Source organism: Streptomyces sp. SID14515, from assembly GCF_010548505.1.
GTDB lineage: Bacteria > Actinomycetota > Actinomycetes > Streptomycetales > Streptomycetaceae > Streptomyces > Streptomyces caviscabies.
In genome coordinates this window covers 14,126-38,781 of sequence record NZ_JAAGMH010000073.1, presented here as the reverse complement: position 1 = coordinate 38,781, position 24,656 = coordinate 14,126, and the positions used below count along the sequence as shown (strand labels likewise).

Genomic DNA, 24,656 nt, shown 5'->3' with positions numbered 1-24,656 from the left:
GAGCTTTTAACCCCGTCCCATGCGGGACAGAGTGTTATCCGGTATTAGACCCCGTTTCCAGGGCTTGTCCCAGAGTGAAGGGCAGATTGCCCACGTGTTACTCACCCGTTCGCCACTAATCCACCACCGAAGCGGTTTCATCGTTCGACTTGCATGTGTTAAGCACGCCGCCAGCGTTCGTCCTGAGCCAGGATCAAACTCTCCGTGAATGTTTACCCGTAATCGGGTGCACACATCACGAGAGCGGAACAACCGGTCGGAATAAGACCCGTTGTTCACAGCGTCCTCGCTGTGTAAATGCCTACCCGGTCACCGAAGTAAACCCGGTAGGACTTTCAAAGGAACCACCAACCTGCCGAAGCAGGCCGGGGTATCAACATATCTGGCGTTGACTTTTGGCACGCTGTTGAGTTCTCAAGGAACGGACGCTTCCTTCGGTCCCGTTTCACCGGGGCCCTCCGGGCGCTTCCCTTCGTTCTTGCGTTTCCGACTCTATCAGACTCTTTCGTGTCCGATTCCCGGTCGAAGCGGGTCAAGCAGTTTTCGCTTTCCAGGTTCTTCGCTTTCGCGTTTTCCCTTTCGGCGAGTCCGACTCTATCAGATCCTTTCGGGCCTGATTCCCAGTCAGCGGGGCTTGTCTTCCCGGCTGTTGGGCCGTTCCGACGAGTGAGACTTTAGCGGAATCCTGCCCCCCGACGCTAATCGGGGTGCGTTCCTTCGAACGCGGATTCCTCATTTCGCGAGAGCGCACGAAAAAGCATGCGACACGAGGTCGCGTGTTCTGTCGTGGTTACTGCGGAATGGCTGTCCGGGGACCGACCGGGGTCGGCGCTCACGTCGGACAACTCGGAGCACACTACGGATGTGTCCGGGGTGTGTCAACCCCCGGCCGGTTGTGCCGGGGGCCGGGGGCGGACGGTGGGTCTGAGCTGGGCGTCAGCCGTTGCCGGAGGCCAGTTCGCGGCTGCGGTCGCGGGCCGCTTCCAGCGCGGCGATGAGGGCCGCGCGCACCCCGTGGTTCTCCAGTTCGCGGATGGCGCTGATCGTGGTGCCGGCGGGGCTGGTGACCGCTTCGCGGAGCTTGACCGGGTGTTCACCGCTGTCCCGGAGCATGACGGCGGCGCCGATCGCGGCCTGGACGATGAGGTCGTGGGCCTGGGCGCGGGGCAGGCCGAGCAGGATGCCCGCGTCGGTCATGGCCTCGACCAGGAAGTAGAAGTAGGCGGGGCCGGAGCCGGAGAGGGCGGTCGCCGCGTCCTGCTGGGACTCGGGGACGCGCAGGGTCTTGCCGACGCCGCCGAAGATCTCCTCGGCGGTGGCGAGGTGCGTGCCGGTGGCGTGGCTGCCGGCCGAGATGACGGACATGCCCTCGTCGACGAGGACCGGGGTGTTGGGCATGACCCGCACGACCGGGGTGTCCGGGGTGAGCCGGTCCTCGATGAACGCGGTGGTGATGCCGGCCGCGGCGCTGATGACCAGACGGTCGGCGGTGACGTGCGGTGCGAGTTCGTCCAGGAGCTTGCCCATGTCCTGCGGCTTGACCGCGAGGATGAGGATGTCGGCGTTCTTGGCCGCCTCCGCGTTGGTGACGGACTCGACCCCGTACCGCGTGTGCAGTTCCCGGGCCCGGTCGCCGCGGCGGGTGGTCACCAGGAGATCGGCCGGTCGCCAGCCCGCCCGGATCATCCCGCTGAGCAGGGCCTCGCCGATCTTGCCGGTGCCGAGGACTGCGACTGTCTGGGTCATGCGTTCACCCTCCGGGCGGTGCTCAGGTCAAAGTCGTAACCGTCGTCTTGCCGTCATCCTCGCACCGGGGGTCTCAGGCCGTGCGGCGGCGGAGGGTGATCGCGCCCAGGCAGAGGACCAGGAGGGCGCTTCCCGCGACGATCGCGATGTCGCGGACGAAGTCGCCGGTGATGTCGGTGTGGTGGAGGACCTGGTTCATGCCGTCGACGGCGTACGACATGGGCAGGACGTTCGAGATCGCCTCCAGGACGGGGTGCATCGCCTCGCGCGGGGTGAACAGGCCGCACAGCAGGAGCTGGGGGAAGATCACCGCCGGCATGAACTGGACCGCCTGGAACTCGGACGCGGCGAACGCGGAGACGAACAGGCCGAGTGCGGTGCCCAGCAGGGCGTCGAGCAGGGCGACCAGGAGCAGCAGCCAGGGCGAGCCGATGACGTCCAGGCCCAGCAGCCAGATGGAGACGGCCGTCGCGAGTGCCGACTGGACGACCGCTACGGCGCCGAAGGCCAGGGCGTAGCCGGCGATCAGGTCGCCCTTGCCGAGCGGGAGGGCGAGGAGGCGCTCCAGGGTGCCCGAGGTGCGTTCGCGCAGGGTGGCGATCGAGGTCACCAGGAACATCGTGATCAGCGGGAAGATGCCGAGCAGCGAGGCCCCGATGGAGTCGAAGGTGTCGGGGCTGCCGTCGAAGACGTAACGGAGCAGGGTGATCAGCAGGACCGGGACGATCACCAGGAGCGCGATCGTGCGGGGGTCGTGGGCCAGTTGGCGCAGGACGCGGCCCGCGGTGGCGGTCGTACGGGACGGGGTGAGCGGGCGGACCGGGGTGCTCGCGGTCCTGGGGCGGGCCGGGGTGGTGGGAGCGGTGGCCGTCATCGGGAGGGCTCCTGGGCGAGGGGTGAGTCGGGCGGGGCGGGTGGGGTGGGTGGCGTCGTGCCGTCCGGCGCGTGATCGGTGCGCCGGTGTTCGTCGACCAGGTGGAGGAACGCCTCCTCGACCGTGGCCGTGCCGGTGCTGCGGCGCAGTGCGTCGGGGGTGTCCTCGGCGAGGATGCGGCCGTCCCGCATAAGGAGGAGGCGGTGGCAGCGTTCGGCCTCGTCCATGACGTGGGAGGAGATGAGGAGGGCGGTGCCCCGGTCGGCGGCCAGCCGGTGGAAGAGGTCCCAGAGGTCGCGGCGGAGTACGGGGTCGAGCCCGACGGTCGGTTCGTCCAGGACCAGCAGGTCCGGGGTGCCGAGGAGGGCGACGGCCAGCGAGACGCGGCTGCGCTGGCCGCCGGAGAGCGCGCCCGCGAGGGCGTCGGCGTGGGTGGTCAGGTCGACGTCCCCGATGGCGCGGGTGACGGCGTCGCGGCGGGCGTCCCGGTGGGCGCGGCCGGGGTGCAGGACGGCGGCGAAGTGGTCGAGGTTCTGCCGGACGGTGAGGTCGGTGTAGACGGAGGGCGCCTGGGTGACGTAGCCGATGCGGGGGCGCAGGGCCGGCTCTCCTGCGGGGTGGCCCAGGACGTCGAGGGTGCCGGTGACCTTGGCCTGGGTGCCTACCACCGCCCGCATGAGCGTGGTCTTGCCGCAGCCCGAGGGGCCGAGGAGGCCGGTGATGCTGCCGGGGCGGACGGTGAAGTCGAGGGCGCGCAGGACGGTGCGGGCGCCTCGGACGACGGTGAGGCCGCGGGCCTCGATCGCCGGGGGCGGTGGCGGGTCCGGCGTCGGGTCCGGGGGGCCTTGGGGGGTGGCTGGTTCCGCCCCTTGCTCGTAATTCATCATGTGATGAATTCTTCGCCCGATGCCGCCGTCCGTCAAGAGGTGCGAAGGGAGGCGAAGCGGGCATACGACTGAGCCCGCCGACGGTGTCGGCGGGCTCAGTCGTATGTGTACCGAGGGGCGGGCGGGCCCTCAGGTGCGCTTGGGGCGCTTGCGGCCGGATGACTTACGGGCCGCCGGGTTGCCGGTGCGGGTCGAGCGGCGCTTCTCGAACTGGGTCCGGGCCTTCTCGTACTCGGTGCGGCGCAGCTTCTCGCCCGGGGCCTCGGTGAGCGAGCGGACGAAGTAGGCCAGCAGCGAGCCGATGAACCCGATCGACTTCAGGCCGCGCAGGGCGTCCTCGCGGGCCGGGTCCTTCGGGCGGGCGCCGAAGCCCTCCCAGGTCTTGCGGAACGCGATGGCACTGCAGATGGAGAACATCGCGATCACCAGAATCCCGACGAGGCTCCCGACCTCCGCGATCTCCAGCCCCTGGTAGGCGAAGCGCAGGATGAGGCAGGCGGCCACGGCGGCGGCCAGCGAGCCGACGGCGACGCCGACGCGGCGGAGCCCGTAACCGCCGTCGTGGTCGACCCACGTCGTGCCGAAGAAACGGATCGGCTCGGGCTGCGGGCCCGGGGCCGTGGGGGCGCCGCCGGAGGGTGTTCCTCCGGCGGGCGGGGTGCCGGGGGCTGCGCTGTTCTCGCTCACGGGGTCGATTATCCGCCATGCCCCGTCGCCCCCGGCCCTGTGCCGCGGGGACCGGTCAGTCGCAGCGCGGTGCGATGTAGCCGTCGCGGCCGGTGTAGACGTACGCGTCCGCGACGAACTGGCCGTTGGCGATGTTGTCCCAGAGGTTCGACGTGCCGTACGGGCCGGTGACCCGCTCGCCCGGCTTCTGGCAGTAGATCGGGATCTTCTGTCCGTACGGCAGGGTCCGGACGATGCGGTAGCTGGTGCCCGGTCCGGTGCGGACGTTGACCCGGTAGCCCGGGGCGATCGGGTAGCGGGTGCCGGACGCGGTGGTCTCCACCGCCACCGCGGCTTCCGCCGTGGCCGTCGCTCCTTCCACCGCCTCAGCCGCCGCCGTCTCCACCGCCTTGTCCTGGGCGGGTTCCGCGGTGTGCTCTTCAACGCCCATGTGGGCCTCCCCCGTTGAGAAACGCGTACGCCGTGCGCGTACGACGCGCAGGCTAGCAAGCCCCGTGCCTCTCGCACGCACCATCGACTAGGCTCCGTGCGTCGCATGCGCACGAACACACGGGGGTGGGCGATGCCGCCGCTGCGAGAGCCCGGAGCGCATCCGGAAGCGGAGTTTCCGCAGTACGCCGGCACCTACCGTCTCGAGGCCTGTCTCGGCTCGGGCGGCATGGGGGTCGTGCATCTGGCGCGCTCGGCCTCGGGGATGCAGCTCGCGGTGAAGGTGGTCCATGCGCCGTACGCGGCGGATCCCGAGTTCAGGGCGCGGTTCCGGCAGGAAGTGGCGGCCGCGCGGCGGGTCAGCGGGGCGTTCACCGCGCCCGTCGTCGACGCCGATCCGGAGGCCGGGCGGCCCTGGATGGCCACCCTCTACATCCCCGGGCCCACGCTCGCCGAGCAGGTGAAGCGGAACGGCCCGATGGCCCCCGCCGAGCTGCGCAGGCTGACCGCCGGGCTGGCCGAGGCGCTGCGCGACATCCATCGGGCGGGCGTGATCCACCGCGATCTGAAGCCGAGCAACGTCCTGCTGACCGACGGCGGCCCCAAGGTCATCGACTTCGGGATCTCCCGGCCGTACGACAGTGATCTGCGCACCGAGACGGGCAAGCTGATCGGCTCGCCGCCCTATATGGCTCCCGAGCAGTTCCAGCGGCCGCGCGAGGTCGGGCCGCCGGCCGACGTGTTCGCGCTGGGCGCCGTGATCGTCCACGCGGCGACGGGCCGGGGGCCCTTCGACTCGGACAGCCCGTACATCGTGGCGTACCAGGTGGTGCACGACCAGCCGGACCTCGGCGGGGTACCGGAGGATCTCGCGCCGCTGGTCGCCCGGTGCCTGGCGAAGGACCCGGCCGACCGGCCGACGCCGGGCGAGGTGATGGAGGCGCTGCTGCCCCCGTCGTACGAGGCCGACGCGTTCATACCGGCGCAGCGGCGGCGGGCGGTGGTCGCGGCGGCGGTGCCGGCCGGGGAGCGGGACGGTTCGGAGGAGGACACGCATGTGCGCGCCGCGCCCGCGGTCCGGCGCCGGTGGCTGCCGCGCGCCCGGATGGTCGTGGCGGCGCTGCTCCTGCTGGTGACGGGCACGGGCGCGGGGGCGTACGCCGTGTGGGGCGGTGGCGAAGCGGGCGCGGGGCGCGCTGCGCCGGGGCACGTCGACGCCAAGGTCGGCGAGGGCGGCGAGGGTGCCGGGGACGCCGGGGCCTTCGCTCCTTGGCGTACGGAGTTGCGGACCGCCGGGAGCGCCACGCCCGTCTGTTCCACCGCCGGGTCGGGTGGCGCGCTGTACTGCTCGGTGGCCGGGACCGGCACGGCCAGGATCGATCCGGCGGACGGGCGTGTGGTGTGGTCGGCCCGCTCGTCCTCGTCCGGGTCCGCCCACGCTCCGATCGTCTCGGGCGGGGTCGTGCTGGCCACCGGGCCGGACGGGAAGCTGCGCGCGTACGACCCGGTGAAGGGCACCGCCGTCCGGGACACCGCGCTGTCCGCGAGCCCCGGCGGCACGTTCCCGGCGGGCGACACGCTGCTGGCCGTGGCGGACGGCGGCACGGTGACGGCGCTGGACGGTGCGAGCGGGGCGGTTCGCTGGAAGGGGCCGCTGGCGAAGCACACGCGGCCCGACTTCGCCCTGTACGACGCGGCGTCCGGGCTCGCCTACGCCTTCGAGCACGCGCCCTCCGGCACCTCGACGCTCGTCACCGCGGTGGACTCGGTGAGCGGCCGGGCGTCCTGGCAGCGGCGGCTGGACGGGGTGCTCACCCCGGTCGGCACGGCCGGCGCCGGGGAGCTGGTGCTGACGGCGATGGACGGGAATTCGGACACCGCCGAGCTCGTCCGGTACGCCCCCGGAACCGGCGCGTCCGTCCGGGTCGTGCTGCCGTTCACGCTGGACGGGCCGCAGGTGGTGATGGCCGGGGACGTCGCGTACCTGCTGGCGCGGGGCGGTTCGCTGCTGGCCGTCGACACGGGGGCGGGCGGCGGTGCGAAGGCGGAGCTGTGGCGGCTGGAGACGGGGGTCGGGCGGGCGTCCGCTCCGGTGCTCGGGGAGGGCGGGCATCTGTACTTCTCCGCCGCGGACGGGCGGTTGCTGGCCGTCGACGCGGATCGGGGTGCGCTGTTGGGGCAGACCCGGGCGCGGCTGAGCGGGGGGAGGCTGGCGTACGCGTCCGACCTGCCCGCCCCGGTCGCTGCGGGGCGGGCGGTCGTGGGGACGGCGCCGGACGGGTCGGTGTTCGCGGTGGACGGGGCGGATCCGGGCGGCTGGTGAGGCCCGGTCCGCCCTCGGGTTCCCGGGGCGCTGCCCCGGACCCCGCTCCTCAATCGCCGGAGGGGCTTGAATGTGGTGCCCGGAGACGCTGGGAAATGCCGCCGGAGCCCGGGAAAGCGTCGGCCCCTCCGTTGGAAGCGCCGACGGAGGGGCTGAAAGTGGGTCGCCCGGAGCCGTGAACTGCGTCGGTCCCTCCGCGAAGCTCCTGCGGAGGGACCGAGAGAGTCACCGGAGGCGCTGGTAAGCGCCCAGGCGTCAGCCCAGCTTCGAGACGTCCCTGACCGCGCCGCGGTCCGCGCTCGTCGCCATCGCCGCGTAGGCGCGCAGCGCCGCCGACACCTTGCGGTCGCGGTTCTTCGGCGCGTACACGCCGTTCAGCGCCGCCCGGCGGGTGTCCAGTTCGGCGTCGTCGACGAGCAGTTCGATGGAGCGGTTCGGGATGTCGATGCGGATCCGGTCGCCGTCCTCGACGAGCGCGATGGTGCCGCCGGAGGCCGCCTCGGGCGAGGCGTGGCCGATGGAGAGGCCCGACGTACCGCCGGAGAAGCGGCCGTCGGTGACCAGCGCGCAGACCTTGCCCAGGCCCCGGCCCTTGAGGAACGAGGTGGGGTAGAGCATCTCCTGCATGCCGGGGCCGCCGCGCGGGCCCTCGTAGCGGATGACGACGACGTCGCCCGGCTCGATCTCCTTGCGGAGGATCTTGTCGACGGCCTCGTCCTGCGACTCGCAGACCACGGCCGGGCCCTCGAAGGTCCAGATCGACTCGTCGACGCCGGCCGTCTTCACGACACAGCCGTCCTCGGCGAGGTTGCCCTTGAGGACGGCGAGGCCGCCGTCCTTGGAGTAGGCGTGCTCGACGTCGCGGATGCAGCCGCCCGCCGCGTCCAGGTCGAGGGTGTCCCACCGCTCGGACTGCGAGAAGGCGGTCGCGGAGCGGACGCAGCCGGGCGCGGCGTGCCACAGCTCGACGGCCTCGGGGGACGGGGAGCCGCCGCGGACGTCCCAGTTCTTTAGCCACTCGGCGAGGGTGTCGGAGTGCACCGAGTGCACGTCCTCGTTGAGCAGGCCGCCGCGGTGGAGCTCGCCGAGGAGGGCGGGGATACCGCCGGCGCGGTGGACGTCCTCCATGTAGTACGTACCGCCGGGGGCGACGTTCGGGGCGACCTTGGACAGGCACGGGACGCGGCGCGAGACCTCGTTGATGTCGTCGAGGTTGTACGCCAGCTGCGCTTCCTCGGCGGCGGCCAGCAGGTGCAGGATCGTGTTGGTCGAGCCGCCCATGGCGATGTCCAGCGCCATCGCGTTGTCGAACGCGGCGCGGGTGCCGATGGAGCGGGGCAGGACCGTCTCGTCGTCCTGCTCGTAGTAGCGCCTGGTGATGTCGACGACGGTGCGGCCGGCGTTCTCGTACAGCGCTTTGCGGGCGGTGTGCGTGGCGAGGACCGAGCCGTTGCCGGGGAGGGAGAGGCCGAGGACCTCGGTCAGGCAGTTCATCGAGTTGGCGGTGAACATGCCGGAACAGCTGCCGCAGGTGGGGCAGGCGTTCTCCTCGATACGGAGGATGTCCTCGTCGGAGACGGACTCGTCGACCGCGTCGCTGATCGCGTTGACCAGGTCGAGTTTTCGCACCGTGCCGTCGACGAGGGTCGCCTTGCCGGCCTCCATCGGGCCGCCGGAGACGAAGACGGTCGGGATGTTGAGGCGCATCGCGGCCATCAGCATGCCCGGGGTGATCTTGTCGCAGTTGGAGATGCAGATCAGCGCGTCCGCGCAGTGCGCCTCGACCATGTACTCCACGGAGTCGGCGATCAGGTCGCGGGAGGGCAGGCTGTAGAGCATGCCGCCGTGGCCCATCGCGATGCCGTCGTCCACGGCGATGGTGTTGAACTCGCGCGGGACCGCGCCCGCCGCCAGGATCGCCTCGGAGACGATCCGGCCGACCGGGGCGAGGTGGGTGTGGCCGGGGACGAACTCGGTGAACGAGTTGGCGACGGCGATGATCGGCTTGCCGATGTCCGCGCTCGCTACGCCCGACGCGCGCATAAGGGCGCGCGCGCCCGCCATGTTGCGTCCGTGGGTGACCGTGCGGGACCTCAGCTGCGGCATCGTCGCTCGCTCCTTCGGCAGGGGGACTGCCTCCGACAGTGAAAGAAAAGACTGCCTTCGAGCGTACGCCCCGGATCCAAGATCTGGACAGGCTGTCCGGAATGCGGGATGTGGTGGTCGGTGGGTGGTCAGCCCTCCGCCAGGCTTCGGCTCCCGCCGGGCTTCGGCTCCCGCCCGGCTTCAGCCCTCGCCCAAGTATCTCTGGAGCGTGGGGGCGACCATCGCCACGATGTCCTCCGGGTCGGCGGAGGCGAGCGGCTCGGCGCGGACCACGTACCGCAGCATCGCGATGCCGAGCATGTGCGAGGCGGCCAGCTCGGCGCGGAAGGTCGGGTCCGGTACGTCCAGCTCGGCCGCGATCCGCTCCAGCAGCCGCCGCAGCACGAAGTCGCGCAGGACGTTCGCCGCCGCCTCATGGGTGACCGCGGAACGCAGGATCGCCAGGAGGGGCGTACGGGTGCCGGGGTCCTCCCACACGGAGAGGAAGAAGCGCGCCAGCCGCTCCCCCAGGTGCTCCGGCGGGCCGCCGAGCACGGTGGGAACGACCAGGGCGGGTTCGAAGGTGACCTCGATCGCGGCGGCGAAGACCTCGTCCTTCGTACCGAAGTAGTGGTGGACGAGGGCGGCGTCGACCCCTGCGGCCTTGGCGATGCCCCGGATCGACGTCTTGTCGTAGCCGCGCTCGGCGAACTCCGTACGGGCCGCCTCCAGGATGCGCGTACGGGCGTCGGGGCCTTCGGACGCGGTCCTGCGGGAGGGGCGGCCCCGGCGGCGCGGGGCGGGTGCGTCCTCGGTCACGGGCGGTGGATCCTGGAGGGCGGGTCGATGGCGGCGGTCGCGGAGGCCGGGTCGTCGGCGGCGGAGGCCAGGTGGAGGCGGGTGAAGGCCAGCGCCTCCGCGAGATCGGCCTCGCGTTCGGCGGAGGACATCGCGCGGCGGGTGTTGACCTCGATGACGACATGGCCGTCGAAGCCCGTACGGGCCAGGCGCTCCAGCAGTTCCGCGCAGGGCTGGTCGCCCCGGCCCGGCACCAGGTGCTCGTCCTTCGCCGAGCCCTTGCCGTCGGCGAGGTGGACGTGGGCGAGCCGGTCGCCCATCCGGTCCACCATGGCGAGCGCCTCGGTGCGGGCGGTCGCGGTGTGCGAGAGGTCGACCGTGAAGTGCCGGTAGTCGTCGTTGGTGACGTCCCAGTCGGGGGCGTACGCGAGCATCTCGCGGTCCCGGTAGCGCCAGGGGTACATGTTCTCGACGGCGAACCGGACGTCCGTCTCGCCGGCCATCCGCCAGATCCCGGTCACGAAGTCACGGGCGTAGTTGCGCTGCCACCGGAACGGCGGATGCACCACGACGGTGGACGCCCCGAGCTTCTCGGCGGCGGCCTTCGCCCGCTGGAGCTTGACCCACGGGTCGGTGGACCAGACCCGCTGGGTGATCAGGAGGCAGGGGGCGTGCACCGCGAGGATCGGCACCCGGTGGTAGTCGGAGAGCCGGCGCAGGGCCTCGATGTCCTGGCTGACGGGGTCGGTCCAGACCATGACCTCGACGCCGTCGTACCCCAGGCGCGCGGCGATCTCGAAGGCCGTCGCGGTGGACTCGGGGTAGACCGAGGCCGTTGACAGGGCGACCTTCGCATCGGGGATGCGCACCACTGGTTCTGCCACCTGGACAGCGTACGGGCACCGGTGCGCCGCGCCGAGGGCTCCTGGCGGAAAGTGATCAGGGCCATGGGCTCCGGAGGTGCGTCACCCCGGCAGCGCGGCCCGTTCCGCCGGGAGGTGGTCCAGGCGGCGCAGGATGACGCCCTCGCGCAGCGCCCACGGACAGATCTCCAGCTCCTCGACGCCGAACAGGTCCATCGCGCCCTCGGCCACCAGCGCCCCGGCGAGCAGCTGGGCGGCTCGGCCCTCGGAGACTCCGGGGAGCCGGCCGCGCTCCTCGACGGTCATCGCCGCCAGCTTGGGCACCCAGTCCTCCAGCGCCTTGCGGCTCAGCGAGCGCTGGACGTACAGGCCCTCGGTGGAGCGGGCGGCGCCGGCGATCCTGGCGAGCTGTTTGAAGGTCTTGGAGGTGGCGACGACGTGGTCGGGCCGGCCGGCCCGGGCGAACTCGCCGACCGTCCGCGCGATGCTGGCCCGTACGTGCCGGCGCAACGCCCTGACCTGCTCGGGGTCGGCCGGGTCGTCCGGCAGCCAGGCGCCGGTGAGGCGGCCCGCGCCGAGCGGCAGGGAGACGGCGGTGTCGGGCTCCTCGTCGATGCCGAAGGCGATCTCCAGGGAGCCGCCGCCGATGTCGAGGACGAGGAGCTTGCCCGCCGACCAGCCGAACCAGCGGCGGGCGGCCAGGAAGGTCAGCCGGGCCTCCTCCTCACCGCTGAGCACGGCGAGGTCGACGCCGGTCTCCAGCCGTACGCGCTCCAGCACCAGATCCGCGTTGGTCGCCTCGCGCACCGCGGAGGTGGCGAAGGCGAGCACGTCCTCGCACCCCTTGTCCTCGGCCGCCTGGACCGCGCCGGCGATCGTCGCCACGAGCCGGTCCACGCCGAGCGGGCCGATCGCGCCGCTCTCGTCGAGGAGTTCGGCGAGCCGGAGCTCGGCCTTGTGCGAGTGCGCGGGCAGCGGGCGGGCGCCGGGGTGGGCGTCGACCACCAGCAGATGAACCGTGTTCGATCCCACGTCGAGGACTCCGAGTCTCATACGGGAACGCTACTGCTCCATGGGACAAGTCCGACCGGCGCATGGGGGGTGGAAGAAGGAGCGGGGCTGGGTGCGTGCAGCTGCAAGGCGGAGGATTGAGGCAACGCGGAGCGTTGGTGATTGACGACAACGCCGCAGATGTGCGTGCCCAGCCCCGCGACGCCGCCCCCCATGCGCCGGTCGGACTTACTCTGGGCGCGTGCCAAAGACGAAAAAGGCTAAGCAGGACAAAGCCACGAAGAAGCCGAAGTCGAACAAGCAGGCGTCACAGCCGGAGGCGAGCGGACCGGACCCGTCCGACGAGAAGGGCCTCGACTTCGCGCGGGCCTGGGTGGAGTTTCCCGACCCGGCGGACGACGAGCAGGTCTTCCGCTGCGATCTGACCTGGTTGACCTCGCGGTGGACCTGCATCTTCGGCAGCGGCTGCCAGGGCATCCAGGCGGGCCGCGCGGACGACGGCTGCTGCACGCTGGGCGCGCACTTCTCCGACGAGGACGACGAGAAGCGGGTCGCCGAGAACGTGGCACGGCTCACCCCGGAGCTGTGGCAGTTCCACGACGTCGGTACGGAGACGGGCTGGGTCGGCGTCGACGAGGACGGCGAACGCCAGACGCGCCGCTGGGAGGGCTCCTGCATCTTCCAGAACCGGCCGGGGTTCGCCGCCGGGGCGGGCTGCTCGCTGCACATCCTGGCGCTGCGGGAGGGCAAGGAGCCCCTGGAGACCAAGCCGGACGTGTGCTGGCAGCTGCCGGTGCGGCGGACGTACGACTGGATCGACCGGCCCGACGACACCCGGGTGCTCCAGGTGACGATCGGGGAGTACGACCGCCGGGGCTGGGGTCCGGGCGGTCACGACCTGCACTGGTGGTGCACCTCGGCCACCTCGGCGCACGGGGCCGGTGAGCCGGTGTACGTGTCCTACCGCCCGGAGCTGGTCGAGCTGATGGGCAAGGAGGGATACGACCGGCTGGTCGAGCTGTGCGAGGAGCGGCTGTCCGCGCTGCTGCCGATGGCCCCGCACCCGGCGGACCCGCCTCCGGCGCCGAAGAAGAAGCGCTGAGGCGCGGCGGGGCGTGAGGGCCCCGCCGCCCCTCAGTCCGTGGGGCCCGGGTCCGACGGGCTCGGGTCGGTCGGGGCCGGGTCCGTGGGGCCCGGGTCCGTCGGGTCGGTGGGGTCCGGTGTCGGTTCGGGCGGGTCCGTGGGGTCCGGCGGGTCGGTCGGGTCCGGCGGGTCCGTGGGGTCGGTCGGGCCAGGGTCGGTGGGCCCGGGATCGGTGGGGTCGGGGCCCGGATCGGTCGGGCCCGGGTCGGTGGGGCCGGGGTCCGTGGTGCCCGGGTCCGTCGGGCGGGGCGAGTCCGTGCCGGGGCGCGTGGGGCGCGGGCCGCCCGTCGTCGGGGAGGTGACGCCCTTGCCCTCGATGAGCACGGCGGAGCCCGAGGGGGTCAGCGCGATCCGGGCCCGCCACGGCCCGCCCGGCTGCGCGTCCCGGATCACCGAGACCGCGATCGTGGTGGACTGCCCGGGCGCGAGCGTGCCGGACGTACGGCTGAGCCGCAGCCACGGGGCGTCCGTCGTCGCCGACCAGCTGACCGGTTCCCGGCCGGGGTTAGTCAGCGTGATCGTGGTGACGGCCCCGGAGGTCCGGGCCGTCACCGCCAGCCGGGCGTCGCCCTGCTGTGCGCCGCCGGTGCTGACGACCTCGGCGGTGACGTCCGGGACGCGGGCGCCGAAGCGGTCGCCGGGGCTGCCGTGGCCGGTGTTCTCGTACGGGTCGCCGCTCATGCCGCCGGCGCCGTCCACCTCCGTGGCGGTGACCGAGGTGCCGTCGTGGCCCTCGCCGGTCTGCGGCGCTCCCCGGTACGCGGCCCACAGGGCGATCACGGGGGCGGCGACCACCGTCGCGACGACCGTGGTGGTCACGACCCGGGCGCGCAGCCGGTCCCGGCGGGCGGCCTGGTCCTTGGGGTCGAGCGGAAATCCGGTCCGGTCGAAGCGCGGGACCGCGGCGCGGGAGCGCTGGGCCTGGGCCGTCGCGACGTACACGGAGGGGCGGGGGGCCTCCACGAGGGGCAGGGCGGCGACCGGGGCCAGGGCCGCACCGGGCCAGGGGCCCGCGGCGTCCGCCCGCTCGGCGGCGCGGCGGCAGCGGGGGCAGTCGTCGACGTGCCGGACGAGCTCGCGGCGCAGGGCGGCGGAGAGCAGCACCTGGTGGTCGCCGGTGAGCCGGGCGACGGTCGGGCAGTTGCCCGCCTCGACGACGGCGAGGGCGGCGCGGGTGCGTTCCACCTCGCAGGCCGCGGCGGCCAGCAGCTCGCGGGCGGTGGCGGGCTCCAGACCGAGGACGGCGGCGACGGCGCGCGGGGTGAGCCGGTGGCGTACGGCCAGTTCGAGCGCTTCGCGCTGCTCCGGGGTGGTGCCCGCGGCCTCGGGCCAGGCGAGCGTGGCGAGCTCCCGGCGGCGGGCTTCGGCGGCCGGTGACTCGGCGGGGGCCGGGGTGGCGGCGTCCTCGGGGGTGGCGGGGGTCCGCGCGGGGGTGGCGGGCGGGGTGTGCTCCGGCGTGCGCCGGGCGGAACGCGCCCCCTTCCCGGTCTCGGGCGCCTGGGCCGTACGGGTCTCGGAGGCCTTGGCCGTACGGGGCGGCTTGACCGTCCCGGAGGGCTGACGGTGGGCCTGGCGGCCGCGCTTGCGCTCGGCGAGGGCGCGCAGACAGGTCCACCGGGCCAGCGCGTACAGCCAGGATTTACGTTCCTCCTCGGCCGTGGGGCCCCGGGCGTCCTGCCGGTCCGCGATCGACAGGACGGCGCCGAGCGCCTCGGTGGCCGCGTCGTGGTCGCAGAGCACGGAGAGGCAGTAGGTGAACAGTCCGTCGAGATACGGCTCGTAACGTGCGGGCGGTCGCTGTGCCGGGGCGTGGGGGGCTCGGCGGTGCGCCCGGTGTGCGCCGGTGGTGTGCGTGGGGGTCTCCAGCCTGCTGCTCGTCACCCGGCGACCGTAGGCAAAGGAGCGCATGCCCTTAGTGCCCCTTGAGCACATTTAATCCTTACGGGTGAATGTATCCCTCGAAAGAGTCGGTAAAGAGGACAGAGATCATGGATTCGGGCGGGAGCGCCCAGGAGCACTCGGGAGTGCTTCCGTGCGCCCTGTGTGCGGACGGACAGCGCGCACCGACGACCGTGGCTCCGACCGTGCGGGCGGCGTTGTCGTACCCCACCTATACGGTGACGCCATGGCTGCCCGTACGAAATCCGCGAAGGACCGGCCGTCCTACCGCTGTACCGAATGCGGCTGGACCACCGCCAAATGGCTCGGCCGTTGCCCCGAGTGCCAGGCGTGGGGGACGGTCGAGGAGTTCGGCGGCGCGCCCGCCGTGCGCACCACCGCGGCGGGCCGGGTCTCCACGGCGGCCGTGCCGATCGGCGAGGTCGACAGCCGGCAGGCCACCGCCCGCTCGACCGGCGTCGGTGAGCTGGACCGGGTGCTCGGCGGCGGGCTCGTGCCGGGCGCGGTCGTGCTGCTGGCGGGCGAGCCGGGCGTCGGCAAGTCGACGCTGCTGCTGGACGTGGCGGCCAAGGCGGCGAGCGAGGACCACCGCACGCTCTATGTGACGGCCGAGGAGTCCGCGAGCCAGGTCCGGATGCGGGCCGACCGGATCAAGGCGATCAACGACCACCTCTACCTCGCGGCGGAGACCGATCTGTCGGCGGTGCTCGGCCATCTGGACGCGGTGAAGCCCTCGCTGCTGATCCTGGACTCGGTGCAGACGGTCGCCTCGCCCGAGATCGACGGCGCGCCCGGCGGGATGGCGCAGGTCCGGGAGGTCGCCGGGGCGCTGATCCGGGCGTCCAAGGAGCGCGGGATGGCCACGCTGCTCGTCGGCCACGTCACGAAGGACGGCGCGATCGCCGGGCCCCGGCTGCTGGAGCACCTGGTCGACGTGGTGCTCTCCTTCGAGGGCGACCGCCACGCCCGACTGCGGCTGGTGCGCGGCGTCAAGAATCGTTACGGGGCGACCGACGAGGTCGGCTGCTTCGAGCTGCACGACGAGGGCATCACCGGTCTCGCCGACCCCTCGGGCCTCTTCCTGACCCGCCGCGACGTGGCAGTGCCCGGCACCTGCCTCACCGTGACGTTGGAGGGCAAACGGCCCCTGGTCGCCGAGGTGCAGGCGCTCACCGTCGACTCGCAGATCCCCTCGCCCCGGCGCACCACCTCCGGTCTGGAGACCTCGCGGGTCTCGATGATGCTCGCCGTGCTGGAGCAGCGCGGCCGGATCAGCGCGCTCGGCAAGCGCGACATCTACAGCGCGACAGTGGGCGGTGTGAAGCTCACCGAGCCCGCCGCCGACCTGGCGATCGCGCTCGCGCTGGCCAGCGCCGCCAGCGACACCCCGCTCCCGAAGAACCTGGTCGCGATCGGTGAGGTGGGGCTCGCGGGCGAGGTCAGGAGGGTCACCGGGGTGCAGCGGAGGCTGGCCGAGGCGCACCGTCTGGGCTTCACCCACGCCCTGGTCCCGACCGATCCGGGGAAGGTCCCGGCCGGTATGAAGGTCACGGAAGTCGCCGACATGGGCGATGGTCTGCGGGTCCTCCCGCGCCGGTCTCGTCAAGAGGCGCCGCAGCCTCGTCAGGAAGACAACGCGCGCCGGTAGACTTTGCCCTGGTCTCGCCCGCCCGTGGACACGGCATGGGGGACGCAAGGGCACCGCAAACCTGTGACCGGAGGAGTGCAGTGGCAGCCAACGACCGGGCGACGACGCCCGGAAAGTCCGGCCAAGGCACCGGTAACGAGGCGCTGATGCGCGCCTCGTTGAGCGCGGTCGCGCCCGGAATGGCCCTGCGGGACGGCCTGGAGCGCATTCTCCGCGGCAATACCGGTGGGCTGATCGTGCTGGGCATGGACAAGACCGTCGAATCGATGTGTACCGGCGGATTCGTGCTGGACGTGGAGTTCACGGCGACGCGCCTGCGCGAGCTGTGCAAGCTCGACGGGGCGCTGATCCTGGACAAGGACATGACCAAGATCCTGCGGGCCGGGGTGCAGCTGGTCCCGGACGCCTCGATCCACACGGAGGAGACGGGCACCCGTCACCGTACGGCGGACCGGGTCTCCAAGGCGTGCGGCTTCCCCGTCGTCTCGGTCTCCCAGTCGATGCGGCTGATCGCGCTGTACGTGGACGGGGAACGGCGGGTCCTGGAGGAGTCCTCCGCGATCCTGTCCCGGGCCAACCAGGCGCTCGCCACGCTGGAGCGGTACAAACTGCGCCTGGACGAGGTGGCGGGCACGCTGTCCGCGCTGGAGATCGAGGACCTGGTCACCGTCCGGGACGTGACGGCGGTGGCGCAGCGTCTTGAGATGGTGCGGCGGATCGCGACGGAGATCGCGGAGTACGTGGTCGAGCTCGGCACCGACGGACGGCTCCTCTCGCTCCAGCTGGACGAGCTGATCGCCGGCGTGGAGCCGGAGCGGGAGCTGGTCGTCCGGGATTACGTCCCCGAGCCGACGGCGAAACGGTCGCGCACGGTGGCCGAGGCGCTGACCGAGCTGGACGCGCTGAGCCACACGGAGCTGCTGGAGCTGCCGGTGGTGGCGCGGGCGCTGGGCTACAGCGGCTCGCCCGAGACGCTGGACTCCGCGGTGTCGCCGCGGGGCTTCCGGCTGCTGGCGAAGGTGCCGCGGCTGCCGGGGGCGATCATCGAGCGGCTGGTGGAGCACTTCGGCGGTCTGCAGAAGCTGCTGGCCGCGAGCGTGGACGATCTCCAGACGGTGGACGGGGTGGGCGAGGCCCGGGCCCGGAGTGTCCGCGAGGGGCTGTCGCGGCTGGCGGAGTCGTCGATCCTGGAACGCTACGTCTGACACCTGACCGCGCCACCACCAGCCCGTCCGGCGGCCCTCCCAGCCCGTCGGCGGCCCGCCCAGCCCGTCCGGCGCTTGAGGACGGAACCCTGCGCCCGGATGGGCGGTGCGCATACGGGAGTGCCCGCACCACAACCAAGCCCGTCCGGCGCTTGAGGACGGAACCCTGCGCCCGGGCGGGCGGTGCCTATACGGGCTGGCCCGACCCCATAGACGCCTCGCTCGCCCACGTGGACGGTTCCGTCCTCAAACGCCGGACGGGCTGTAAGGCGTCAGTCCTTGGACAGGACGAATGATGCTCGCTGGACCGGCCCGCCCGGGGCCTTCGCCTCCAGGAGGTACGTTCCCGGGCCCGCCTTGCCCGCCGGCGGCGTCACGCAGCCAGGGGCCGACAGTGTACGGTTCCAGTCCACCGTGTGGATCACCGTCGCCACCGCCGGGACCTTCAGGAACAGCGGACCGGCCGCGGCGGGGCAGTCCTTCGAGGACCAGATCGGGTCGTCGTCCTCGCCACCCGCCTCCGTGACCGTGAGCACCGCGTTCTTCGGCCCGAAGTCCGCCTTGCACGTGGTCGACGAGGTGTTCTTCGCGATCAGTTCGAACTTCGGCCGGTCGTCGGGCCCGTAACTGACCTTCGTCCGCAGGCTCAACTGCACCGCGGCGGGCTTGCAGTCGGGGAGCGAGGAGCCGGCCGGGACCTGCTGGCCCGCCGTACCGCCGCTGCCCGAGCCCGAACCGCCCGTGTCCCCACCAGCCGTGTCGCCACCGCCAGTTGACGCCCCGTCGGACGCTGCCCCGCCGGACGAAGCGCCGTCGCCCTCGCCGCCGGAGGACGCGCCGGAACCGCCGTCGGAGCCGCCGGAGTCACCGTCCCCGTCGCCCGACTCGTCGCGCCCGCCCGGCTGTTGGCTGATCGCGGGGCCGGAGCTCGACGGCCCGGGGTCGATCGACTTGGCCGGGCCGGAACCGCCGGACTTGCCGTCGTCCCGGCTACCCCCGCCGCCACCGGACGTCACCGCCCAGGCGATCAACACGGCGAGCAGCGCAACCAGAAGTCCCGCTACCGCCCTTCGTCGCCAGTAGATGCTGGAGGGAAGCGGACCGACCGGATTGCGCATAGATCCCACGGTCCGAACTCTACGAGAGTTCTGGGCCGTCTCCGGCCCCACCCGCCGCTCCGGTCACAAGTTTTGCCGATCATCATCACGGGAACCGGCCCACGAGACGGTCACAGGGGACAGAACGGGTGGCGTTGTCGCCTCCTGGACCGCCGCGCGGGGCGACACCCCCGCGCCCGTGACGCCCACCCCGCCTTCCGTGCCAGGATCGTCAGTGCCATGACTGCCATGACTTCGACTTCACCCCAGACGCCCCCCGCCGCCGCCTCCCTCCACACCCCCGTCATCGGGTGGTTCGAGCAGCATGCCCGCGATCTGCCCTGGCGCCGCCCCGAAGCGGGCGCCTGGGGCGTGATGGTCAGCGAGTTCATGCTGCAGCAGACCCCGGTGAGCCGGGTCCTCCCGGTGTACGAACAGTGGCTCGCCCGCTGGCCCCGCCCCGCCGATCTGGCCGCCGAGGCGCCCGGGGAGGCGGTCCGCGCCTGGGGCCGGCTCGGCTACCCGCGCCGCGCGCTGCGCCTGCACGGGGCCGCGCAGGCGATAACGGAACGGCACGGCGGCGACGTGCCGAGCGAGCACGCCCAGCTGCTGGCGCTGCCCGGGATCGGCGAGTACACGGCGGCGGCCGTGGCTTCGTTCGCGTACGGGCAGCGGCACGCGGTGCTCGACACGAACGTCCGCCGGGTGTTCGCCCGCGCCGCGTCCGGGGTCCAGTACCCGCCGAACGCGACCACGGCCGCCGAGCGCAAGCTCGCGCGGGCGCTGCTGCCCGAGGAGGACGAGCGGGCGGCGCGCTGGGCGGCGGCCACGATGGAGCTGGGCGCGCTCGTGTGCACCGCGCGCAACGAGGACTGCGACCGGTGCCCGATCGCCTCGCGGTGCGCCTGGCGGCTGGCCGGGAAACCCGCGCACCAGGGGCCGCCGCGCAAGGGCCAGACGTACGCCGGTACCGACCGCCAGGTGCGCGGGCGGCTGCTGGCGGTGTTGCGGGACGCGCTGAACCCGGTGCCGCAGGCCGCGCTGGACGCGGTGTGGCAGGAGCCGGTGCAGCGCGCCCGTGCGCTGGACGGGCTGGTGGCGGACGGTCTGGTCGAGCCGTTGGCCGACGGCCGGTACCGACTGCCGCTGACCTGATTCTCCGGCTCCGTCCCCGCTGTTACACAACCGATGGACAGCCGTGCACCGGCCTACGGCTGCTCCGCACATCGCCGTGACAACGCCTCCGTAGCGTCTCCGACAGCAGGACGGCCGGACCGCGGAACACCCGCGGCCCGGCGGTATCACGGGGATGTTCGGGGACGGAGGCGGTTGTCATGGCGCAGGGCGAGGTGCTCGCGTTCGAGGACTACGTACGCACACGGCAGGAGGCGCTGCTGCGCAGCGCGCGCCGTCTGGTTCCCGATCCCGTGGATGCCCAGGACCTGCTGCAGACCGCCCTGGTCCGCACCTACGGCCGCTGGGACGGCATCGCCGACAAGTCCCTGGCCGACGCCTATCTGCGCCGCGTCATGATCAACACCCGTACGGAGTGGTGGCGGGCGCGCAAGCTCGAAGAGGTGCCGACCGAGCAGCTGCCCGACGCGAGCGTCGAGGACGGCAGCGAGCAGCGCGCCGACCGCGCCCTCCTGATGGACATTCTGGGCATTCTGGCTCCCAAGCAGCGCAGCGTCGTCGTGCTGCGACACTGGGAGCAGATGAGCACGGAGGAGACGGCCGCGGCGCTCGGCATGTCGGCCGGTACGGTCAAGAGCACGCTGCACCGGGCCCTGGCGCGACTGCGTCAGGAGCTGGAGAGCCGCGAGCTGGACAGCCGCGAGGCGGTCGCCCGGGAGACCGGGAGCCACCGGGGCGCGGCGCCGGTCGCCTCCGCCCGTGTCCCCGCCCAGCGGTCGCCGGTCACGTCGGTGCGGGGGGCGAGGGCACACACACCGGCGCAGCGGAACGGGCGTCACGACGAGCGGGGGATGGAGCGGTGCGCGGCCTGAGCGGCAGCAGCGGCGGCGGTGACGGCGGCTTCGGCGGCGGCCGCCTCGGGAACGGCTCCTTGAGCGACGGGGACGACCCCCTGAGCGGCTCGGACGACGGCGACGGCCCGCACAGATCGGGCCGGAGCCGGGGATTCCGGGCCGGTATGGCGGCGAGTGGCACGGCCTTGGCCGCACTCGTCGCCTTCGGGCTGTTCTGCGTCGGCTGCTCCACGGGCGGCACCGGCACCCGGGACGAGGGCCCCGCCGGCAGTCAGCCGGTCGCCCAGATCACCCCGCAGGCCAGTCCGTCCGGCACGACCCCACCCGTCCGGCGGGTCGACGCCGTACGGCTCCTCAAGTCCGACCCCAAGGTGGGCGAGCGGGTCAGGGAAGGGCTCCGGCCCTGCGCGGGCAAGGCCTATCCGATCGACACCTCCTACGGGTCGATGACCGGCGGCCGGTCCGCCGACGTGGTGGTCAACGTAATGAGCTGCGCCGACTCGGTGAGCATCGGGACGTACGTCTACCGGGCGGACGACGACGGCTCGTACAAGAACGTCTTCTCGGCCGAGGTCCCCGCCGTCTACGGAACGATCGACCGGGGCGATCTGGTGGTGACGACCCAGGTCTACGGGTCGAAGGATCCGCTGTCGTCCCCCTCCGGCTCGGAGGTGGTCACCTACCGTTGGGCGAGCGACCGCTTCACCGAGCACGACCGGGTGCACAACGACTTCAGCCGTGCCGTCGAGGGCGGGGACGGCGACCTGCCCGTGCAGTCGGAGCCGGTGGATCCGGTGGAGCCGGAACCGGTTCCGTCGGACGGACCGGTGAAGCCGGACAGGAACTGACACACGGCGGCACCGACCCCGGGCAGGAACGAAGTCGCGCCGGTGGAACCGGGCAGGAACGGAAAGCGAGAAGCAGCCCCATGGCCGAGACCCACGTCCTCTTCGTCGAGGACGACGACGTCATCCGCGAGGCCACCCAGCTCGCCCTGGAGCGGGTCGGCTTCACGGTCACCGCGATGCCCGACGGACTCTCCGGTCTGGAGGCGTTCCGCGCCGACCGGCCGGACATCGCCCTGCTCGACGTGATGGTGCCGGGCCTGGACGGGGTGAGCCTGTGCCGCCGTATCCGGGACGAGTCGACCGTACCGGTGATCATGCTCTCCGCGCGGGCCGACTCGATCGACGTGGTGCTCGGCCTGGAGGCCGGGGCCGACGACTACGTCACCAAGCCCTTCGACGGCGCGGTCCTGGTCGCCCGCATCCGGGCGGTGCTGCGCCGCTTCGGCCACGCGGCCGGACCGGACGGCCCGGGCCAGGGCGGTACGGAGGAGGACGCCGAGGCGCTCGGCGGGGTGCTGGTCTTCGGCGATCTGGAGGTCGACACGGACGGCATGGAGGTGCGGCGCGCCGGTGAGCAGGTGGCGCTGACGCCCACCGAGATGCGGCTGCTGCTGGAGTTCTCGTCCGCGCCGGGCACCGTCCTGTCCCGCGACAAGCTCCTGGAGCGGGTCTGGGACTACGGCTGGGGCGGTGACACCCGGGTCGTGGACGTCCACGTCCAGCGGCTGCGCACCAAGATCGGCCAGGACCGGATCGACACGGTCCGCGGCTTCGGCTACAAGCTGCGCGGCTGAGGCCCGGATGAAGCGACTGGCCCTGCGGACCGGTGTCCGCTGGAAGATCAGCATCGCCATCGCGGCGGTCGGCGCGCTCATCGCGGTGGCGCTGAGCCTCGTGGTGCACAACGCGGCCCGCGTCTCGATGATCGAGAACGCCCGCGAGGTGCAGCTGGAGCGGCTGCTGGGCGCCCAGCGCTTCTACCAGGCGACGAGCATGCAGAAGGGCGGGCCGAAGTTCGGGGCGAAGCTGAACGACCCGACGATCCCGCAGAGCCTGCGCGACGAGGTCCGCAAGAACCGCCGGGCCACCCATGTGACGCAGGGCTCCGACGGGGTCCCCGAGGTCTGGGCGGCGGTGCCGCTGGCCAACGGGGACGTGCTCTCGCTGCACACCCGGTTCGCGGACCGCTCCGCCACGATCATGGACGACCTGGACCGGGCCCTGATCATCGGCTCGGTCTCGGTGGTCTTCGGCGGCTGCGCGCTCGGGGTGCTCATCGGCGGCCAGCTCTCGCGCCGGCTGCGCAAGGCGGCGGCCGCGGCGGGCCGGGTCGCCCAGGGGCAGACGGACGTACGGGTCAGGGAGGCCGTCGGCGGCGTCGTGCGCGACGAGACCGACGAGCTGGCGCGGGCCGTCGACGCGCTGACCGACGCGCTGAACGAACGGATCGAGGCGGAACGCCGGGTCACCGCGGACATCGCCCATGAGCTGCGTACCCCGGTGACCGGGCTGCTGACGGCGGCCGAGCTGCTGCCGCCGGGCCGCCCCACCGAGCTGGTACGGGACCGGGCCCAGGCGATGCGCACGCTGGTCGAGGACGTACTGGAGGTGGCCCGCCTGGACAGTGCGTCGGAGCGGGCGGAGCTCCAGGAGCTGCCGCTCGGCGAGTTCGTCAGCCGCCGGATCGGGGGGCTGAATCCCGATGTGACCGTACGGGTGATCCATGAGTCGTGGGTCTCCACCGATCCGCGCCGGCTGGAGCGCATCCTCGGCAATCTGCTGGGGAACGCCGCCAAGCACGGGTCCACCCCGGTGGAGGTCACGGTCGAGGGCCGGGTGGTACGGGTCCGCGACCACGGTCCGGGGTTCCCGGAGGAGCTGCTGCGGGACGGGCCGAGCCGGTTCCGTACGGGCTCCATGGACCGGGCCGGGCACGGGCACGGGCTCGGGCTGACGATCGCGGCGGGCCAGGCGCGGGTGCTGGGGGCCCGGCTGACCTTCCGCAACGCGGCGCCCTCGGGTGCGGCGGAGGGCACGGGCGGGGCGATCGCGGTGCTGTGGCTGCCGGAGCACGCGCCGACGGTGACGGGGAGCTTCCCGGTGCTGCGGATGGCGGACCAGCGGCAGCCGTCGGACTGAGCGGCCGCGCCCCGCGGCGGAACGCCGACGGCGACCCCGAGGAGTGAGCCGTGAGGCTGTCCTCGACGTCGCCGTCGATCGGGTGACCCGGGCGCACGCCCCGGGTACCGGGGTGTAACGGGTCCACTGACACTTTTCGGTTGTGCTGCGCGGCCGCCGGGTGCTCGGGGCTCCGGGCGTCGGCGGGGTCGCGCGGTTACGCCGGCCGGATCAGATGGAGACGTGCACCGAGCGGAGGAACGCGGCCGGGTTGAGCGCCGAGCCGTAGTTCGGGGTGGTGCGGATCTCGAAGTGCAGGTGCGGGCCGCTGGAGTTTCCGGTGTTGCCGGACAGGGCGATCTTCTGGCCCGTCTTCACGTGCTGGCCGATCTTCACGTTGACCTTCGACAGGTGCGCGTACTGCGAGTACTTGCCGTTGGAGTGCTTGATCACGACGGCGTTGCCGTACGCGGGGCCGTCGCCGGCGCCGTTCGGGCCGGCCTTCACAACGGTGCCGGTGTGGGCGGCCACGACGTTGGTGCCGACCGGCACGGCGAAGTCCTGGCCGGAGTGCTTGGCGGCCCAGCGGGCGCCGCCGGTGCCGTAGCTGGCGCTCAGCGTGTACTTCTTGACCGGGGACTTCCAGGAGGCGGCGTTCTTCTTCGCGGCCTTCTTCTTGTCCTCGGCCTTCTTCTTCGCGTCGGAGGCCTTCTTCGCGGCCGCCTTCTTGGCCGCGTCGGCGGCCTTGCCCTGCGCGGTCGCCTGGGCGGCGACGGAGTTGGCGGTGGTGTTCGCCGCAAGGGGAGCAGCGGCGGCCTCGGTGCCGCTGGAGGCGAACGCCGTTCCGGCACCCAGCACCACGGACGCCCCCAGGCCGGCGGCCAGGACGGCGCCACGGACGCGGAAGGCGGACGGGCGGATGGTGTGCTGGTTCGTTGCGCGCTTCATACGAGGAAGTCCTCCGAAGGTGAGTGGACCCGGCGTGCTGTCCGGGCTTGCTCCACCTT

At 72.6% G+C, this 24,656-nt stretch carries 21 protein-coding genes and 1 rRNA gene; 9 read left to right on the top strand and 13 right to left on the bottom strand.

What is annotated here, in order from left to right:
• The 6 genes from G3I54_RS14805 to G3I54_RS14780 form a co-directional block, all read right to left on the bottom strand.
• A 16S ribosomal RNA gene (locus G3I54_RS14805) occupies nt 1-209 on the bottom strand; the annotation flags it as partial.
• A gap of 727 nt (nt 210-936) precedes the next feature.
• Nucleotides 937-1,746, bottom strand: coding sequence for a pyrroline-5-carboxylate reductase (proC, locus tag G3I54_RS14800; protein WP_164614876.1), 810 nt, complete (start codon nt 1,744-1,746; stop codon nt 937-939).
• Nucleotides 1,747-1,819: 73 nt separating this feature from the next.
• Nucleotides 1,820-2,620 carry an ABC transporter permease gene (locus tag G3I54_RS14795; protein ID WP_164614873.1) on the bottom strand — a complete coding sequence of 267 codons (801 nt, stop codon included), beginning with the start codon at nt 2,618-2,620 and terminating at the stop codon, nt 1,820-1,822.
• Entirely contained in the window at nt 2,617-3,507 is an 891-nt protein-coding gene (locus G3I54_RS14790; protein ID WP_239144377.1) for an ABC transporter ATP-binding protein, read from the bottom strand. The genes G3I54_RS14795 and G3I54_RS14790 overlap by 4 nt, the downstream gene beginning before the upstream one ends.
• A gap of 129 nt (nt 3,508-3,636) precedes the next feature.
• Nucleotides 3,637-4,194, bottom strand: coding sequence for a hypothetical protein (locus G3I54_RS14785; RefSeq protein WP_164614869.1), 558 nt, complete (start codon nt 4,192-4,194; stop codon nt 3,637-3,639).
• 55 nt (nt 4,195-4,249) lie between these two features.
• Nucleotides 4,250-4,624, bottom strand: a complete 375-nt coding sequence (locus G3I54_RS14780; protein ID WP_164614866.1) for an SH3 domain-containing protein — start codon at nt 4,622-4,624, stop codon at nt 4,250-4,252.
• A 132-nt stretch (nt 4,625-4,756) separates the two neighbouring features.
• On the opposite strand from G3I54_RS14780, the gene G3I54_RS14775 reads away from it, so the two are divergent.
• Entirely contained in the window at nt 4,757-6,946 is a 2,190-nt protein-coding gene (locus G3I54_RS14775) for a protein kinase (protein WP_164614883.1), read from the top strand.
• A gap of 255 nt (nt 6,947-7,201) precedes the next feature.
• On the opposite strand, the gene ilvD is transcribed toward G3I54_RS14775, so the two are convergent.
• From ilvD to G3I54_RS14755, 4 genes are all read right to left on the bottom strand, one after another.
• Complete coding sequence (gene ilvD / locus G3I54_RS14770) at nt 7,202-9,052, bottom strand: dihydroxy-acid dehydratase (RefSeq protein ID WP_164614864.1); 1,851 nt, start codon at nt 9,050-9,052, stop codon at nt 7,202-7,204.
• A gap of 180 nt (nt 9,053-9,232) precedes the next feature.
• On the bottom strand, nt 9,233-9,850 hold the full coding sequence (locus G3I54_RS14765) for a TetR family transcriptional regulator (protein WP_164614861.1): 618 nt from the start codon (nt 9,848-9,850) through the stop codon (nt 9,233-9,235).
• Complete coding sequence (locus G3I54_RS14760; RefSeq protein ID WP_343240337.1) at nt 9,847-10,701, bottom strand: sugar phosphate isomerase/epimerase; 855 nt, start codon at nt 10,699-10,701, stop codon at nt 9,847-9,849. The genes G3I54_RS14765 and G3I54_RS14760 overlap by 4 nt, the downstream gene beginning before the upstream one ends.
• A gap of 93 nt (nt 10,702-10,794) precedes the next feature.
• Nucleotides 10,795-11,745: a Ppx/GppA phosphatase family protein gene (locus tag G3I54_RS14755; RefSeq protein WP_164614856.1), complete on the bottom strand. Its 951-nt coding sequence runs from the start codon at nt 11,743-11,745 to the stop codon at nt 10,795-10,797.
• A gap of 199 nt (nt 11,746-11,944) precedes the next feature.
• Between G3I54_RS14755 and G3I54_RS14750 the strand changes: the two genes are divergently transcribed.
• Nucleotides 11,945-12,805, top strand: a complete 861-nt coding sequence (locus G3I54_RS14750) for a hypothetical protein (protein WP_164614853.1) — start codon at nt 11,945-11,947, stop codon at nt 12,803-12,805.
• Nucleotides 12,806-12,837: 32 nt separating this feature from the next.
• Here the strand turns inward: G3I54_RS14750 and G3I54_RS14745 are convergent, their stop codons facing one another.
• On the bottom strand, nt 12,838-14,778 hold the full coding sequence (locus tag G3I54_RS14745; protein WP_203686288.1) for a hypothetical protein: 1,941 nt from the start codon (nt 14,776-14,778) through the stop codon (nt 12,838-12,840).
• A gap of 193 nt (nt 14,779-14,971) precedes the next feature.
• On the opposite strand from G3I54_RS14745, the gene radA reads away from it, so the two are divergent.
• Nucleotides 14,972-16,393 carry a DNA repair protein RadA gene (gene radA / locus G3I54_RS14740; protein WP_164614849.1) on the top strand — a complete coding sequence of 474 codons (1,422 nt, stop codon included), beginning with the start codon at nt 14,972-14,974 and terminating at the stop codon, nt 16,391-16,393.
• Between the two features lie 80 nt (nt 16,394-16,473).
• Complete coding sequence (gene disA, locus G3I54_RS14735) at nt 16,474-17,598, top strand: DNA integrity scanning diadenylate cyclase DisA (RefSeq protein WP_003968311.1); 1,125 nt, start codon at nt 16,474-16,476, stop codon at nt 17,596-17,598.
• A gap of 272 nt (nt 17,599-17,870) precedes the next feature.
• On the opposite strand, the gene G3I54_RS14730 is transcribed toward disA, so the two are convergent.
• Nucleotides 17,871-18,632, bottom strand: coding sequence for a hypothetical protein (locus tag G3I54_RS14730; protein WP_164614846.1), 762 nt, complete (start codon nt 18,630-18,632; stop codon nt 17,871-17,873).
• 303 nt (nt 18,633-18,935) lie between these two features.
• Here G3I54_RS14730 and G3I54_RS14725 point away from each other — a divergent pair, with 303 nt between their 5' ends.
• The 5 genes from G3I54_RS14725 to cseC all read left to right on the top strand — a co-directional run bounded on the left by G3I54_RS14725 (nt 18,936) and on the right by cseC (nt 23,670).
• Nucleotides 18,936-19,850 carry an A/G-specific adenine glycosylase gene (locus G3I54_RS14725; protein WP_137234953.1) on the top strand — a complete coding sequence of 305 codons (915 nt, stop codon included), beginning with the start codon at nt 18,936-18,938 and terminating at the stop codon, nt 19,848-19,850.
• A 179-nt stretch (nt 19,851-20,029) separates the two neighbouring features.
• On the top strand, nt 20,030-20,701 hold the full coding sequence (locus G3I54_RS14720) for a SigE family RNA polymerase sigma factor (protein ID WP_164614844.1): 672 nt from the start codon (nt 20,030-20,032) through the stop codon (nt 20,699-20,701).
• A gap of 146 nt (nt 20,702-20,847) precedes the next feature.
• Nucleotides 20,848-21,531 carry a hypothetical protein gene (locus G3I54_RS14715; RefSeq protein ID WP_164614881.1) on the top strand — a complete coding sequence of 228 codons (684 nt, stop codon included), beginning with the start codon at nt 20,848-20,850 and terminating at the stop codon, nt 21,529-21,531.
• Between the two features lie 80 nt (nt 21,532-21,611).
• Entirely contained in the window at nt 21,612-22,325 is a 714-nt protein-coding gene (gene cseB, locus G3I54_RS14710; RefSeq protein ID WP_164614841.1) for a two-component system response regulator CseB, read from the top strand.
• Nucleotides 22,326-22,332: 7 nt separating this feature from the next.
• The gene (gene cseC / locus G3I54_RS14705) at nt 22,333-23,670 is read left to right on the top strand and encodes a two-component system sensor histidine kinase CseC (protein ID WP_164614838.1); all 1,338 of its coding nucleotides are present in this window, start codon (nt 22,333-22,335) and stop codon (nt 23,668-23,670) included.
• Between the two features lie 210 nt (nt 23,671-23,880).
• Here cseC and G3I54_RS14700 read toward each other — a convergent pair whose 3' ends face one another.
• Nucleotides 23,881-24,597: a M23 family metallopeptidase gene (locus tag G3I54_RS14700; RefSeq protein ID WP_164614835.1), complete on the bottom strand. Its 717-nt coding sequence runs from the start codon at nt 24,595-24,597 to the stop codon at nt 23,881-23,883.
• Between the last annotated feature and the right edge of the window lie 59 nt (nt 24,598-24,656).